Origin of the sequence: Salinimonas sediminis, from assembly GCF_003429285.1 — a bacterium.
GTDB lineage: Bacteria > Pseudomonadota > Gammaproteobacteria > Enterobacterales > Alteromonadaceae > Alteromonas > Alteromonas indica.
Genome location: NZ_CP031769.1, coordinates 2419577 through 2434904 on the forward strand (window position 1 = coordinate 2419577; position 15328 = coordinate 2434904).

Annotated in this window: 13 protein-coding genes; 2 read left to right on the top strand and 11 right to left on the bottom strand. The window is 48.7% G+C overall.

Features of this window, described 5'->3' with window-relative positions:
- Positions 1-9 precede the first annotated feature (9 nt).
- Entirely contained in the window at positions 10-819 is an 810-nt protein-coding gene (locus D0Y50_RS10880; RefSeq protein ID WP_108567258.1) for a DUF2797 domain-containing protein, read from the top strand.
- Between the two features lie 52 nt (positions 820-871).
- On the opposite strand, the gene D0Y50_RS10885 is transcribed toward D0Y50_RS10880, so the two are convergent.
- The 8 genes from D0Y50_RS10885 to D0Y50_RS10920 all read right to left on the bottom strand — a co-directional run bounded on the left by D0Y50_RS10885 (position 872) and on the right by D0Y50_RS10920 (position 9888).
- Positions 872-1090, bottom strand: coding sequence for a hypothetical protein (locus tag D0Y50_RS10885; protein ID WP_108567257.1), 219 nt, complete (start codon positions 1088-1090; stop codon positions 872-874).
- Complete coding sequence (locus tag D0Y50_RS10890) at positions 1074-3920, bottom strand: DUF349 domain-containing protein (protein ID WP_117316964.1); 2847 nt, start codon at positions 3918-3920, stop codon at positions 1074-1076. Before D0Y50_RS10890 ends, D0Y50_RS10885 begins: the two co-directional genes overlap by 17 nt.
- Positions 3910-4203 (bottom strand): YeaC family protein, encoded by a 294-nt coding sequence (locus D0Y50_RS10895; protein WP_108567255.1) that lies wholly within the window; start codon positions 4201-4203, stop codon positions 3910-3912. The genes D0Y50_RS10890 and D0Y50_RS10895 overlap by 11 nt, the downstream gene beginning before the upstream one ends.
- A complete protein-coding gene (locus D0Y50_RS10900; protein WP_108567254.1) occupies positions 4200-4529 on the bottom strand; it encodes a zinc ribbon domain-containing protein in 330 nt (109 codons plus the stop codon). Before D0Y50_RS10900 ends, D0Y50_RS10895 begins: the two co-directional genes overlap by 4 nt.
- A 124-nt stretch (positions 4530-4653) precedes the next feature.
- Positions 4654-6315 carry an alanine/glycine:cation symporter family protein gene (locus D0Y50_RS10905; protein ID WP_108567253.1) on the bottom strand — a complete coding sequence of 554 codons (1662 nt, stop codon included), beginning with the start codon at positions 6313-6315 and terminating at the stop codon, positions 4654-4656.
- Positions 6316-6369: 54 nt separating this feature from the next.
- Positions 6370-7497 (bottom strand): M14 family metallopeptidase, encoded by a 1128-nt coding sequence (locus D0Y50_RS10910; protein WP_117316966.1) that lies wholly within the window; start codon positions 7495-7497, stop codon positions 6370-6372.
- A 179-nt stretch (positions 7498-7676) separates the two neighbouring features.
- The gene (locus tag D0Y50_RS10915; RefSeq protein ID WP_108567251.1) at positions 7677-8222 is read right to left on the bottom strand and encodes a TlpA family protein disulfide reductase; all 546 of its coding nucleotides are present in this window, start codon (positions 8220-8222) and stop codon (positions 7677-7679) included.
- Between the two features lie 220 nt (positions 8223-8442).
- Positions 8443-9888 carry a glyceraldehyde-3-phosphate dehydrogenase gene (locus D0Y50_RS10920; protein ID WP_117316968.1) on the bottom strand — a complete coding sequence of 482 codons (1446 nt, stop codon included), beginning with the start codon at positions 9886-9888 and terminating at the stop codon, positions 8443-8445.
- Positions 9889-9965: 77 nt separating this feature from the next.
- Here D0Y50_RS10920 and D0Y50_RS10925 point away from each other — a divergent pair, with 77 nt between their 5' ends.
- Positions 9966-10910 (top strand): DUF2989 domain-containing protein, encoded by a 945-nt coding sequence (locus D0Y50_RS10925; protein WP_117316970.1) that lies wholly within the window; start codon positions 9966-9968, stop codon positions 10908-10910.
- Between the two features lie 154 nt (positions 10911-11064).
- Here the strand turns inward: D0Y50_RS10925 and msrB are convergent, their stop codons facing one another.
- From msrB to glgX, 3 genes are all read right to left on the bottom strand, one after another.
- Positions 11065-11460 carry a peptide-methionine (R)-S-oxide reductase MsrB gene (gene msrB / locus D0Y50_RS10930; RefSeq protein WP_108567248.1) on the bottom strand — a complete coding sequence of 132 codons (396 nt, stop codon included), beginning with the start codon at positions 11458-11460 and terminating at the stop codon, positions 11065-11067.
- Between the two features lie 20 nt (positions 11461-11480).
- Positions 11481-13034 (bottom strand): NADP-dependent phosphogluconate dehydrogenase, encoded by a 1554-nt coding sequence (gene gndA, locus D0Y50_RS10935; protein WP_108567247.1) that lies wholly within the window; start codon positions 13032-13034, stop codon positions 11481-11483.
- A 210-nt stretch (positions 13035-13244) separates the two neighbouring features.
- The gene (gene glgX / locus D0Y50_RS10940) at positions 13245-15323 is read right to left on the bottom strand and encodes a glycogen debranching protein GlgX (protein WP_108567246.1); all 2079 of its coding nucleotides are present in this window, start codon (positions 15321-15323) and stop codon (positions 13245-13247) included.
- Positions 15324-15328: the final 5 nt, after the last annotated feature.

The window sequence follows — 15328 nt, forward strand, 5'->3', positions numbered from 1 at the left end:
ATACGTAAAATGCACGTTAGCGCGGCCGGTGAGACAAACCACGTTAAATATACCCTACCGGTGGGCGAGCGTACTATCGATATGAATGCGCTAATCGGGCAGCAAATTGACATGGCGCATACTGGAACCATTAATTGCGTACACTGCGGTCGGGTGACTAAGAAGAGCTTCAATCAGGGTTACTGTTATCCCTGCTTAACGAGACTGGCTCAGTGTGACAGCTGCATTATAAAACCTGAGTTGTGCCACTATCACGAAGGCACTTGCCGGGAACCCGAATGGGGAGAGCGCAACTGTATGGATGACCATTTTGTATATTTGGCTAATACCGGCAATGTTAAAGTGGGTATAACCCGCCATGTGCAGGATAAGGTCTCAAGCCGTTGGATAGATCAGGGCGCAAGTCAGGCTGTAGTGATGCTTAGGGTGCCTAACCGTTTAACCAGCGGCCTGGTCGAAACATTGTGTAAGGATTATATTGCAGATAAAACCAACTGGCGAACAATGTTAAAAGCTCAGCCTGAGCCACAAGACCTGTATGCTAAGAAGGAAGAATTATTACAGGCAATAGGCCCGCAGCTTGACGCGCTGCGCCAGGAAAAAGGTCTCCAGGCAATCACTGAGATAGACAGTGAATGTGTTTCTATTCAGTATCCGGTGAACCAATATCCGGTAAAAATTAAGTCTATTAACCTGGATAAAACACCCAGCTTTAGCGGAACTTTACTGGGCATTAAAGGCCAATATTTGTTACTGGATGACGATCGGGTCATCAATATGCGTAAGTATGCCGGCTATGAGTTAGAAGTGACGTGTTAGGTACGACTTATTAATCTAGCCAAAAAAACCCGGCTCATGCCGGGTTTTTTAGTTATTTTACTTCTTCACCTTCCAGCTCTCTGGCCAGATCGTCCATTCGCGAAGCTGTAGTATCAAATTCTCCATCCACGTATTCGTACGACACCTTAACGTGGTGATTACTACGGCCAAGCTTTACGCGTAACGCCTGTGCCTCAAAGTGGGTCGCCGTGTTAAGAAACCGATAAGCCCGTTGTTCGTTTTCAAACTGATACTCAATCTGAATTTTCATCGGCTATATCCTCATCTGACGGCGCGCCGGCAATGTAAAGCTGGGTAATAACCTCGCTAAAGCGCGTTTTAAGTGCCGTTTGCTGTGACGTTACCGGGCCACACGACAGCCACTGACATATAGCCTCTTCAATGCTGGTCTCTTCGCCCTGTTCCAGCTTAGCCATCATCATGGCCAATTGTATATCCTGGCGCAAGGAGGCGTGCTCTGCCGGCGTTGGTAACTCCGCCAATATTTCCAATTTGGTGGTATACCAGGCCCGATCTTTATCGGTGCTATTAACTAACAGTGCCTGCTGATGAGAACGCCCCAGAGCATCCCATATAGTGCTGTCAATCTGCGTGCTAACCGACTCCTCACTATCGGTATATTGATCTACTGCCTTTAACAACGCGCGGTATTGTGCAGCCGCTAACTCATGCTGACGAGCTTGCTCCAGCTCGCTGACTGCATTTTGTACGCGCCGCAGTGCTTTAAACACTTTGTGGGCACTCTGGCTCTGCAACTTCTTAGCCTGCGTCTGCAACACCGCTGCACCCACGCGAACTTCAGCTAAGGTGTCTGGGGTCAAATCGGTTAAGAACTGCTCCGCCTGCGCTACCATCTTTGCTCCGGCTTCATCCGTGGCATTGCGTTGTGCAGCGTTGGTTTCTTTCAGTTTAGCAAACACACTATCGTTGATGCTTTTAAAGGTGGTCCATAACCGGCTTTCCTGACGTCGTCTAGCGTGTCCGATAGTTTTCCATTGCTGCTGCAATGCTTGCGCGGTACTGGCAGATTGTTCATCAATATCATGCTCCAACAAGCTTTGCGCCTGTTCAATCAACGCCTGCTTTTGTAACCGATTTTGCTGATGCCATTCGCTGATTCGGGCCGCAGGCGTTGCCAACGCATCATCCCACTGCTGCTTTAGCGTGTCATAATCTTGTTTGTCTACCTGGCCGGCGTTTCGCCACGCCTGTTTCAAGCTTTCCATCTCTCGTTGCAATGCCTGCACCGGCATTGATGCGGCATCAAGCGAGCCAACTTGTTCAATCAGGGCCAAGCGATGGCTACGTGCCTGGGCGCGTAACTTATCTTGCTCAGCATAAAATTCGCGACATGGAGCAAACGCCTGTTCCAGCGCCTCATTAAACGCCTGGTGGCTGTCAGACTTCTCGCCAGGATGGGTCAGGCTTTGCCATTGTTGACGTAACCTTTTAATCGTACCTGCCCGTTGGCCAATATCATCAGCAGGCTCGGCAGCAAGCTGCCTGGCTTGCTCGAGTAATTCTGGCTTACGTGGCGCAGCCAGGTAGTGCTGCCAACCTTCCAGCCGTTCAATCTGTTCACGGGTAGTATCAAATCGTCTGGCTAGCCGTGCTTTGTCGCTGTCGTCCAATGCGGCATAATCTTTTGCCAACTGACTATAGCGGGCCATTGCGGCGCGAAACTTACCTTGCTCAATCATATTGTCTACAATATTGAGTTGGCGGCGACACGCCTTTAACGCTTGCTCACTTTGCTGGCGTCGAGCCTGTTCCTGCGCTTTCCACTGCCCAGAAATATCACGCCACTGCTGTTTCAGTGGTGCTGGAACCACATACAAACGTTTACTCAGTGATTGCCATTGCTGGGTAAGGTTTTTTCGATATTCAACGATATCAATATCTGTTTCCGGCTCTTCGCCGGCCTGAACCAGTAGTTGAGCTAACTGTTCGCTCAATTGTTGTTGCTCACCGAATTGCTCAACCTTATTGCGCAGTATTGCCAATTCTCGCTGCATTTGTTCGATAGTTGCGCTACCTTTACCAGTGTCTGGCGCCGCTGCCGAATCGTTTTTTATCAGTGCGTCTAACGATTCGCCAAACGTATTTACGCTGGTTTGAGCCTGACTAACCTGGTCCAGTGTAATAGCCTCAACATTGCCAGCATACAGCGAGTGCACCGCCGTATTGGCCTGCTCTCGCGCAGACTGTGCAGAACTGTATTGCCGTAGCTGCGCCTCGGCCGCTTTGGATGCTTCCCACTGCGGCTTAAGCCTGGCAAGGTGACGCTGGGCCTGTGCCTGCAACGTATTATGTTTTTCCCGAACTATGGCCTGGGCCTCACTATCTAGCCAGTGCAGTTGTTGTGACAAGGCTGCATATTGTGACTCGAGCTGTTCGTAACGCTGTAACACATCTTCATAGCGCCCCCGCTCAAGTAACGCTTTCAGCTTAGCCAGCAGTAGTGTTACCTCTTTATTTACCAGAGCAGGCATTTTGGCCGCCTCGGCGAAACTATCGAGTTTCTTTTGCAACTGCTGCTCAAGCTCCGCGGCAGTTTCTTTCTTAGCCAGTTTTTCCAGCAGAGCCTGGCTGTCGGTGCGTGCAATAATCTGCTCCCGCAACGCGACATCTGCCACCTGCTGATACACCTCGAGGGTTACATCTTCACGGCCTACTTTATCCAGTAACTGTAACCGTTGTGAATTATCCAGCCCGCTTAGCGGTTTTAGCAGCGCGGCCTTCACCAGTTCAGGCGTAGCAGTTTCCAGCAGGTAATCAAACCGCTCCCGGGCCGACAACGCGGGGTGGGTATCTTGTAAAACTACCGTTTCTACATACTGGCGGGCGCTACGCTGAACCTGTTCATGCCGGGTTATCTGAGTGCTTTTTTGCCACAGCACAAAGGAGTCCAGCTTGTGTAAAGCAGCCAGGGTAACCTCAGCACTTTCATCGTTAAATGCCAGTTCATGAAGTATCGCTTTGTCTTGTTGTTTGTCTGCCGACAGCTTGTCTATCGCAGCTTTACGTACAGCCGGATCGCTACTGGTATGGGCAGGAGTAAATAAACGTTTAAATATCATCCTGTCTAAACCGCGCTATTTCGTTGTCAGCTGAATTTTCTGGTTCCAGTGATTGTTGGAAATCCCGTTTACTTTTATGCACAATTTCACCCTGCTCATTCACCGTCATATGTTCGGTCGACTTTTCTATTTTCGACTGGTACAGCAGCACAGCCTGCATACAGCTTTCACGCTGCTCTTCAGTTAATGTGGTGCCGTCCAGCCATTTACCCGTTTCCACGGCCTGGCGCAAGCGGGTGTAAACTTCTGGCGTCATTGCGGCCAGCAATGTTTCTATATTCATGATGAAAAACGCTTAATAATAAGAATACGAACCCGATTAACAATGTACCAAACAAACCCTAAAATAGAGGCCAGTATCGCCAGATTGTATTGCAAATCTCCTTTACTGGCGCCGCCCCAATACATAAAGCCAAAACCGGCAACGAACATTAACATTGCCAGCATAGATTGGTTCTGAATACTGTGAAGTTTCTTGAATTTAGTTAATTGCTGTTTACGCAGAATATCTTCAGATGACGCTTCTGCCAGCGCAAAACCACAATGCGGACAACTGTCTGCCTTGTCTGAAATCTTTTTATTGCACGATGGGCAATCTATCAGTGCCATTGGAACTCCGAAAAATCGTTTTAGTGGGAAGCAGCTGAGGTGGTCACGCGGATGACATACAAAAATGCGCACTGTACGAAACGCAAAACATCCTTGTTTTTCGTACAATACGCAGTTGGTGGGCTTATTTTTGGTTAAAGTTCGCCCAGTAGTCTTTTACCGTCTGCTTCATTTCTTTGCTAAGCAGTAATATACCAAACAGGTTCGGCAGTGTCATAATCACAATGGCGACAGCCGACAAAGCCCAGACCAGCGTGGTATCTGAAAACGACGCCCAAATAAATCCGGCCACATAAATGACCCGGTACGGCATAACCGAACGCGGCCCCGCCAGGTAGGTCATGGCCCGGTCGCCATAGTAAGACCACGCAATTGCCGTAGAAAACGCAAATAACATCAACCCTATCGAAACAATATATTGGCCCCAATGGCCAAAATATCCACGGGTAAATGCAATCGTGGTAAGCGCGGCTGAATGCACCAGCGATTTACCATGTACATCAAGGTTTTCTTTTACTGGTTTGCCGTCTACTACCTTCAGATTACCATTAAAGGCATCTTCGTTGTTCACTGTGTAGGTAACATCCTCTGCCACCGAACGGGCGTTGATCAGGGTATATCCGCCGGTGACCGCTGTACCATTAACCACAGTAATGGAACCGGTATACGGCTTGATGGTATGGCCATCAATATCATTTAGGTAGTTATACAGCTTCTGAACATCCTCTGTATTTTTGTCATCGTAAACCCCATCAACGTAATACATGTCCGACCGGTCAAAGTGGTTCTGATGCTTTTCTTTCCACACCCCAGAAGACAAAATCACCAAGCCGGTGATGGTACAAATCAAAATGGTATCAATAAAGGGTTCAAGAAGCGAAACCATACCTTCGGAAGCGGGTTCTTTGGTTTTGGCTGCCGCATGTGCTATTGGCGCTGAGCCCTGACCGGCTTCATTGGAAAACAGCCCGCGGTTTACACCTTTATTGAAAGCATAAGCTAACGAGGCGCCCAAAAACCCGCCCATCGCGGCGGTACCACTGAAGGCATCGCCAATTATAGCGGCAAACGAAGGACCGATATTCTCTACGTTAGCGAAGATCACCGCCAATGCCCCAATCAGGTATATAACCGCCATTACTGGCACTACCCGGGCGGTAAAAGCTGCAATACGACGGATCCCGCCCAAAATTACCAGGGCCAGTAAAATACCCAATACGCTACCCACTATGACCGGCTCAAACCCAAAGGTGGCCTCGATACTTTGCGCAATACCGTTACTTTGCGGCAAGTTACCGGTGCCGAACGAGCTGATAACCGTGGCGATAGCAAAAGCCACTGCCAGCCACTTCATATTCAGGCGGCGATCCATATAATACATAGGCCCACCGGCCATGGTACCGTCTTCGGTTTGGACCCGATACTTATGCGATAACGTCACCTCCACAAATTTGGTTGTCATGCCAAAAAATGCGGTAGCCCACATCCAAAACAGCGCTGCCGGACCGCCCAAGTAAAGCGCGAAGGCAACACCACTGATATTCCCCGTTCCCACCGTGCCGGATAGCGCCGTGGTTAATGCTCTAAAGTGCGTGGTATCGCCGGGTTCGTCGTCTTTGTCAAACTTACCAAACACGACTTTCCAGGCATGCATAAAATAGCGAACTTGCGGAAACCCTAAGTACAGAGTAAAAAAGAATCCTACCCCCAGCAATACAAAGGGAAACCACCAGGCGCCCCCCAATATGCCGTCCAGCGACACAAGAAAATTATGTAACCCTTCCAAAACTGGTTCCCCTTCAATACGTGTTATATTTTTGTTGTTATGCGCTTTTTATTATTATCGTAGTTTTGGCAGGACGGCGCGTATCGCTACCAGCAGATCTTCTCCCAGTTGCTGACAACGCTGGGTTGACCAGCCAAATACCGGGTCAGGCAAATCATCATTATCTTTAAATGGCATTTCAAAAGTATAAGCCAGACACTCAAAGCGCTGCCCTACCGCATTGGATGCCACTGAAAGATTTGCTTCGCCAGGTTTATCTTTTGGATAGCCATATTCATCCTGAAACTCCGGTGTTACTGCTAACAGAGTCTGTTTGAATGTGTCTTCCAGGTCCTTCAACCGTGGCGAATAAGCGGGAATGCCTTCACTGCCTGCAACAAAGTTGTATGGCAGCGCTTCGTCCCCGTGCAGATCAAGATACATGTCTACGCCTATCTCGTCCATGGCATTTAGCACATAGAGGACTTCCGGGCTCTTTTCAGCACTGGGCGCGGCCCATTCGCGGTTCAGGTTAGTTCCCACCGCGTTGGTGCGTAAATGGCCCCGTGCCGCGCCATCTGGATTCATGTTTGGAATAATGTAGAACACAGCATCGTTCAACAGTTTGCGCGACAGTCCATCTTCTTCATCTAATAAGCGATACAATAATCCTTCCGCACACCATTGCGCCATTGTTTCACCTGGATGCTGCCGGGCGGTAATCCATATATTCTTTTTCCCTTCACCGGGTTGGCCGATTACCAGCATAGACATATCCCGCCCGTCCAGGGTTTGCCCCAACAGCTTATGTTCGCAATCTAAAAACATTTGCGCGTCTGCTATCAGATCAAGATGGCGCTCGTAGCTATACGGAATAAAGTAAGCAAAATACACGCTGGGTTGTTCTGGGGTAAATTCAAAAGACAACGTATCGCCGTCAAATTCGCTACTTACCCGAAACCAGCTCTGGCGATCATAAGAGGCCAGGACATCGTAATCCTGCCAGCCGTCCGGATACGCAGACTTGGCTAAATCGGTAATTTTTATATGATGAGATTCATATGCATCACCGAATAAGCGAAAATGAAACCACTGATAAAACTCAGATTGGTTATCAGGGTTAATCGCCAATACAATGTCTTCGGGGGAATCGGCTTTGATGATTCGAATATTACCGCTGTCAAACTGACTTGAGATATGCATTTTTAATCACTTTTGGTGAAAGGAATTTGCGCGGTAATTTAGCACACAGTGTTTAGTCAATACTATATTTTGCACGGTAAACACGCGGCCTGTGGGGCAATTTATTTACAATTTTGTTCAACTTTGCTGACAGTTGGCTATCTGTTAACCAATTTGCTCACCCCGCGCCAGTTGAGTGACTAATGGGGGGTGTCGGGGCCGGGGGCGGATAACCAGGTGCGCACGCGAAGTCCGGCAGCGGTTGAATAGCCCAGCGCGCGGTCTATTACATTAAATTGCTCGTCCAGCAAATAATACGAGGGATACCCTTGTACCTGGAAGTTAGACTTAAGTTGCTCGTTGCCTAAGTAAACCCGGCCGGTTACCCCGGTGTTCTCAATAAACTTTCTTACCTCATTAGGGTTGTCGTAATCAAGCGCTACTCTGAACACCTGAAACCGTTCGGTGTCCACCGAATCCACATTACTGATACTTAATTTGCAGATTTCACACCAGGGCGCGAAAAAATAAATCAGTGTGCGCTTACCGGTTTTAGGGGAAATAGTGAAAGGTTCACCATTGAGGGTTTTAACAAAGGTAACTGAAGCGACAGAATCGCCATCAGTAGATAACATTCCCCGCATTTGCCATTGGCTGATACCATAAATTACCAGACAGATAATGCCGATATCGCGAATCCAGCGAACCAGCGAACGCCGATACCACGGCCGGGCAGGATTGGTCATTCAAAATTCCCTTGTAATTTAATACAACAAAAGGTCTTCACAGTCGATCACGGTATCTAATATTGTCTGGCATAGCCAGCGTAAAGTCGGTTAATTGCCAGCAACACGCTGCAGCTGGCAATGACCTACGCTGCGTTATGCGTAACCGTATGTGCAGCACAAATTAATGTGCTGAACTATTTTATGTATCACAGGGTTACGTAACTCAGGGCCGCCTGGTTCAGGTGGGTAAGGTAGGAAAGGAAAGATTGGCCATATCGCGCACCACCCGCATAACCTGACAGCTATAGCCGAATTCATTATCATACCACACGTACAGGGTAACCCGATTTTGGGCTACGATAGTGGCTTGTGAATCGACGACAGCCGCTGCCCGGGTGCCAACCAAGTCGGATGAGACCACCTCTTTGCTGGCGGTATAATCAATTTGATGCTGCAGGGGCGAAAACAACGCAATGTTGCGTAAAAATTCATTCACCTGCAATTTGTCAGTGGTTTGGTCCAGATTAATATTCAAAATGGCCAGAGACACATTCGGAGTCGGAACCCGAATCGCATTACCGGTGAGCTTACCGGATAGTTTCGGATACGCTTTTGCTACAGCTTTGGCTGCCCCGGTTTCGGTGATCACCATATTAAGCGGTGCGCTTCGCCCCCGTCGCTCTGCCTTATGGTAGTTGTCTATCAGATTCTGATCATTGGTATAAGAGTGCACCGTTTCAACATGGCCACTAACAATCCCATATTCTTCATCAAGGGCCTTTAATACCGGCGTGATAGCATTAGTGGTACAACTGGCCGCCGACAGAATTTTATCTTCATTGGTAATGGTATCGTTATTCACTCCGTGCACGATATTCTTAATGTTGCCTTTACCCGGTGCGGTTAAAATTACCTTTTCAGTGCCTTTGGCTTGTAAATGTAAACCCAGGCCGTCTTCGTCACGCCAGATACCGGTATTATCTATAACCAACGCATTATCGATACCGTACTGGGTGTAGTCTACCTGGTCAGGGCTGTCGGCATAAATAACCTGAATAAACGAGCCATTCGCCTTGATAGCCTGACGCTCATTATCCACCGTAATACTGCCATTAAACGGCCCATGAACCGAGTCGCGCCGCAGCAGGCTGGCGCGTTTTTCCAGGTCACCCTCACGGCCGCCTCTTACCACTACGGCCCGCAACCGCAGCTTGTTATTTGCCCCCTGGCGTTCAATGAGCAAACGGGCCAACAAACGTCCGATACGGCCAAACCCGTAAAGCACCACATCCCGTGGAGTCTGTTCATCACTTTTATCTATCACACTACCTAGCTGTTTTGATAGGTAACCTGGCAAATCAGTATTGTCGACCGCCGAACCGTAATTGAAATCAAATGCCAGCTTTCCAATATCGATTTGCGCCGGGGCTAATTGCATTAAGCTCAGCGCTTCAAGAATCGGCCAGCTTTCGCGTAACCTCAGTTTAATGCCCTCATGCAGACGCACCATTCGATGTGCTTTAATAACATCAATAGCACTGGCGTTTAACAGGGGTCTGCCATAGACCGTAATTTCCACTGCATGTTTACGGTATAACCGGCCAATCAGCGGAAGCATCATTTCCGCGTATTCCTGACGTTCTTGCCAACTATTTTGTAATTCTTGTTCGAACTGTTGATTCATGCCTTTGCCTTCATCGACGTAGAGTATTGAAAGAGTCCATGACGACTTATTATTAGGGTACAATTGAGGTGAGTTAGATGTCTGTCATGGACGCTAGTATTCTAATTAACCAGTTCGAGAACTCCAAATTGTTGATAAATTACAGAATATTTAGGGAATTAGGAAATTCCCCCGGTTCCTTTGGTAAACTTTCCACATTTAGCGGTGGCACGTTAATCTTTGCGTCGATGCTTTTGTTATCCGCCTGCGATAAATTAACCACCCCCAGCATTAAACAAATCTGTGAAGATCATCCATCAATGTGCAATACCTTAAACCAGGATGGCTGGTGCCGGGCGGAAAAAGCAGACATCATTCGCCACCGGTTTGCGCAACGCAATACACCGGCACGCGAATACAATGAAGCAACATACCACTACCTGGTCAAACTCGAACATTACCAGGCGTGCGTGGCCAAAGCCGCGCAAATTCGCTATATCAAACATCGTGAGAAGGAAGCTGGCCGTATGGCAGCTTTTGAAGCGGTGCAGCAGGAAATCAAAACACTGGGGTGGCGGACCCGCGAATCAACCAACCCTTACCTGAGCTATTATCACTGGTCCAGGCACCACAATGAGGCAGCCGGTAAACGGTTTGCTGCTATGGCGGCGCAAGGTAAATTTGATAGCGACCCTGCCCTGCTGGTGGCATTTGCCAGTATGCAAATAAAACAGGATGCTAACGCCACCCGCACCACATTGTACCGGGCCCTGGCGTTATATCAGGATCCGGCGCAGATTGATCAGGAGGTGTTTGCCACGCTGGTCAGCCTCGCACTAACCCAGCAAAATTATCGTTTGGCCTATGTATGGGGTGTGGTGGCTAGCCATTTTGAGGCGCAAACCTCATTAAGCCAGTTTCAGTCCATGGTAAATCAACACGACTTACCCGCAGCCATTCTTAACCAGATAGCAGAGGAAATTATCGACCGGTTAGAGGACGGGGATTTTGATGCGGATGCGCTGGCGCTGGAACGGGTGTAGCAGGTATCGCCGGGCCATCTATCAGCCTGGCTACTTTTCGTAAGTTATTTACACAAATAATTTTTCACTACCAAAAAAAAGAGCACAACTATTGTGCTCTTTTATAGCTATTCAAAATAAATTGTTCACTTTATGCTCAACTGTGAAGGCTACACTACCCTTTTACGGTATCACCTTGCTGGGCAGTAAAGTCCATTGAACGTGAATTGACACAATAGCGTTGGCCGGTTGGCGCGGGGCCGTCTGGAAAAACGTGACCCAAATGCGCATCGCACTGGCTACAGAAAATTTCTGTGCGCACCATGCCATGGCTGCTATCTTCACGAAAGCCGACATTGCTATCAGCCAGTTGATCGTAAAACGACGGCCAGCCGCAACCTGCATCAAACTTCGTATCAGCAGAGAACAACTGTGCGCCGCAACACTTGCATATGTATATGCCGTCTCGGGTTTCGTTTAACAGCACGCCGGTAAATGGACGTTCAGTCCCGGCTTGGCGGGTAACCCGATATTCTTCTTCAGTCAGTTTATCTTGCCACTTATCTGGCATGCTGCCTCCCGTATACTCGATTACTTTTTAACTGCCACCTGGGGACGGGCCGGATGACTCCAGTCCAGATGGAATTTTTTACCCGCCGGCTTATCCACCCGCTGATAGGTATGCGCGCCAAAGAAGTCGCGTTGTCCCTGCAACAGGTTAGCGGGCAATACTGCCGTACGATAAGAATCATAATAACTCAGCGCAGACATCATGGCCGGGCACGGTATACCAGCTAACGTGGCCTGGGCAATCGATTCGCGCCAGTCCGATTGCATTTGGGTAATTTGGTCGGCAAAGAAGGGATCTAACAGCAGATTGTCCAAGTCTTCATCATTTTCATAAGCCTGGGCAATCGACTGCAAAAATACCGCGCGAATAATGCACCCTGCACGCCATATTTTAGCAATCTCACCGAACTCAAGATCCCAGTCATGCTCTTTTGCGGCCGTCGCCATTAGCTGGAAACCCTGCGCATAGGCGCAAATTTTCGAACAATAAAGTGATTGCTCTAATTGATTGACAGCACGCATTTTTTCTTCATCGTTAAGCACCCGGGCTTCAGGGCCCTTTAATACTTCACTGGCTTTAACGCGTTCATCTTTAAGACCTGAGATACTTCTGGCAAATACCGCAGAGGTAATAGTTTGCGCCGGGCTACCGACTTGCAAAGCACTTACCGCCGTCCATAACCCCGTACCTTTTTGGCCGGCTTTGTCTAAAATTACATCCACCAATGGCGCGCCGGTTTCCGGGTCCATCTGCTCGAGCACCTCAGCGCTGATTTCCATCAGGTAACTATTCAGCTTACCTTCATTCCAGCGGCGGAACACTTCGGCAATTTCGGCTGCCGACATATGTAACGAGGTGCGCATTATCTGGTAGGTTTCACAGATTAGCTGCATGTCGGCATATTCAATACCGTTGTGAACCATTTTTACATAGTGACCTGCGCCCATAGTGCCGATATAGGTAGCACACGGCTCACCTTCGGTGACCGGTTGGCCAGGGATCCGACTTTCGATTGGCTTGCCGGTCTCCGGATCTACTTTGGCGGCAATCGAGGTCAGCACAGGTTCAATACGAGTCCAGGCATAAGGGTTACCCGAAGGCATTAACGACGGGCCAAACCGAGCCCCAACTTCGCCGCCCGAAACCGCGGTAGTAAAGAAGATAAATTTACTTTTATACTGTTCTTCGCGCTGGACTGAATCAGTCCATAAGCTGTTACCTGTATCAATAACAATGTCGTCAGCCTTGATGCCCGCATCAATAAGATGATTACAAACATGATCTACCGGGTCGCCGGCCGGCACCGACAGAATAATTAAATGGGGAGCTTTTAATTTACTTAATAACTCAGTGTAAGAGCTACAGCCCTCGACACGAGGCGCTGCGTCATCGCCGCGCTCAGCCGCTTCTTTTGCTAAAATAGCATCAACTTTGGTTTGATCCAGATCGAAACAGGCTACCCGGTAGCCATTGTCTGCCAGATTCAGGGTTAAGTTAGCCCCCATAACACCTAAACCGATAAAACCGACATCACAATTTTTTTCGGTTTGTGCTTTTCCATCGTCTTTTTGCATGGTTCTCACCTTATATTGCAGATGGTTGCGCATTTCACCATCCGTTGCGCTTGTGAACATTGCTTGTAAAATTAATAAGCGATGATTTTAAATGAAAAAAAGGCCAGTCTAGAGGTGTCTGCTGGCCTTATCGTCAGGTATGGGGTTGCGATAGCTAAATTACAAGCGTCAACCGCATCGCAACCCTGCGGGAACATCCTTTTTTAGTCTTTAATCGTGTAAGCGGGCATATCTGAATACCGCCATACTTTTTGCCGCCTGTAAAAATACCCGCTGGATACAGATATGCGGCTGTTCCTGGAGCGAGGCGTAACGCGTATCAAGTTTTAACCGCCAGCCACTTTTTGGTGCAATAGCCGGTAAGTTGAAACGTATATCGGACTCACTGGTATTAATACACAAAAACCAGTGTTCTGGCGGATGCTGGGCATCTCCTACCCCTTCAATTTCCACCCCGAATGACTGATTATTGTCGTACCAGTCCTCAGTTTCCTTAACGCTGCCATCCGGCTTGAACCAACGAATTCGGCGCACATTGGTGCGCTGTTGCCAACTGTCATCCTGGAGTAAAAGATGGCTCCACAGATCGCTGGATTTACGTAACGAGACGACATAACTGCAAAAGTTCATGAAGTCCTGTTTACGCTTATTCATCTCCCAGTCATACCAGTTAATTCCGTTATCCTGGCAATACGCATTGTTATTACCGTGTTGGGTTTTACTAAGTTCGTCGGCGCCCAGAATGTGTGGTGTGCCCTGGCTTAACAGCAAGGTGGCAAACAAATTACGCTTTTGCTGTTCGCGTAGCGCTATAATTTGGTTGTCCTGTGTCGGGCCTTCAACACCATAATTAGCGGATAGGTTGTGGCCATGGCCATCCCGGTTTTCTTCGCCATTAGCTTCATTGTGCCGTTCGTTGTAACTCACTAAATCGTGCAGGGTAAAACCGTCGTGGTAGGTAATATTATTTACCGAGGTATTAATATGACGCATGCCTTTGGGAAAGACATCTGCCGAGCCAAATAAGCGGGTGGCAAACTCTGCTGTAGTGCCCTCATCGCCGCGCCAGAAAGCGCGGACGTTATCCCGGTATTTATCGTTCACTTCCAACCAGTCACTGGTAAAATTACCTAACTGATAGCCATCCGGCCCAATATCCCAGGGCTCAGCAATCAGCACCGCTTTGTTGAGTACAGGGTCTTGACGCAACGCACGTAATAGCCCCGAAGCTTTGTTAAAAACTTGCGGCTCACGGCCAAGGCTAACTGCCAGGTCAAACCTGAAACCATCAACACCGATTATTTCCATCCAGAACCGTAAAGCGTCCAGAATCAGTTTCATCATCATCGGCTGGGCAGTATTGACGGTGTTTCCACAGCCTGAATGGTTGGAAAAAAACAACTCGCCGTTCGGCGCCTGCTCGTATAAGTAAGACTGGAACGGGCTGAATCCTTTGAATGACAGTACCGGCCCCCCTTTCCCCCCTTCGGCGGTATGGTTCATCACTACGTCGACTATCACTTCCAATCCGGCTTCGTGATAGCGGTCTACCATCGTTCGAATCTCCCCTAAGGCATCAGCCTGGGCATAGCGTGGTTCGGGGGCAAAGAAGTTAACCGGATTATAACCCCAGTAGTTCGTCATCCCTTTTTCGGTGATGTAGGGTTCTGGCATAAATGACGCCAGCGGCATAAATTGCACGGTGGTCACCCCCAGGCTCTTTAAGTGAGCCAGGATCACCGGGTGACATGCACCTAAGTACTTTCCCTGCTGTGCTTTTGGCACATCAGGATGCTGTTTAGTTAATCCCTTAACATGGGTTTCATAAATAATTCGCTCATGAGGCTGATAGCCCGGTGCGGGCGGCCGCGACTTGGTAACCACCTGGCTATCGGTGACCAGACACTTAGGAATCATGAAATGTGAGTCATTCAAATACTGTCGGGCGTTCCAGTGAATCGGCCGGCTCAGTACCTTTGCGTATGGGTCGATAAGTAACTTATCCGCCGGCGAGGTCAACAGTTCACTGTGTCCACGGTCTACCCGATACGCATACAATTGGCGATGGCCCAGACCATGCACCAGCCCATGCCAGATATCGCCGGTTTTGCTTGCCAGGGGTATCTCAGCAATAGGCTCTTCGGTGTCAGTGCTGTACAAGCATAATACGACTGCATTAGCATCCGGGCTGTATACTGCAAAGTTCACCCCTTGCGAGGTAACATGAGCGCCCAGTGGTTCAGGCTGGCCTTCAGACTGAACCAGTTTTTGATTCACGGATACGTTCACAGCAT

What these genes read in the sequence shown, in the direction of transcription:
- D0Y50_RS10900 (WP_108567254.1), bottom strand. Translation starts at nt 4,529, where the DNA reads ATGGCACTGATAGATTGCCCATCGTGCAATAAAAAGATTTCAGACAAG.
- gndA (WP_108567247.1), bottom strand. Translation starts at nt 13,034, where the DNA reads ATGCAAAAAGACGATGGAAAAGCACAAACCGAAAAAAATTGTGATGTC.
- msrB (WP_108567248.1), bottom strand. Translation starts at nt 11,460, where the DNA reads ATGCCAGATAAGTGGCAAGATAAACTGACTGAAGAAGAATATCGGGTT.
- D0Y50_RS10895 (WP_108567255.1), bottom strand. Translation starts at nt 4,203, where the DNA reads ATGAATATAGAAACATTGCTGGCCGCAATGACGCCAGAAGTTTACACC.
- D0Y50_RS10910 (WP_117316966.1), bottom strand. Translation starts at nt 7,497, where the DNA reads ATGCATATCTCAAGTCAGTTTGACAGCGGTAATATTCGAATCATCAAA.
- D0Y50_RS10890 (WP_117316964.1), bottom strand. Translation starts at nt 3,920, where the DNA reads ATGATATTTAAACGTTTATTTACTCCTGCCCATACCAGTAGCGATCCG.
- D0Y50_RS10920 (WP_117316968.1), bottom strand. Translation starts at nt 9,888, where the DNA reads ATGAATCAACAGTTCGAACAAGAATTACAAAATAGTTGGCAAGAACGT.
- D0Y50_RS10925 (WP_117316970.1), top strand. Translation starts at nt 9,966, where the DNA reads ATGTCTGTCATGGACGCTAGTATTCTAATTAACCAGTTCGAGAACTCC.
- D0Y50_RS10915 (WP_108567251.1), bottom strand. Translation starts at nt 8,222, where the DNA reads ATGACCAATCCTGCCCGGCCGTGGTATCGGCGTTCGCTGGTTCGCTGG.
- D0Y50_RS10880 (WP_108567258.1), top strand. Translation starts at nt 10, where the DNA reads ATGCACGTTAGCGCGGCCGGTGAGACAAACCACGTTAAATATACCCTA.
- D0Y50_RS10885 (WP_108567257.1), bottom strand. Translation starts at nt 1,090, where the DNA reads ATGAAAATTCAGATTGAGTATCAGTTTGAAAACGAACAACGGGCTTAT.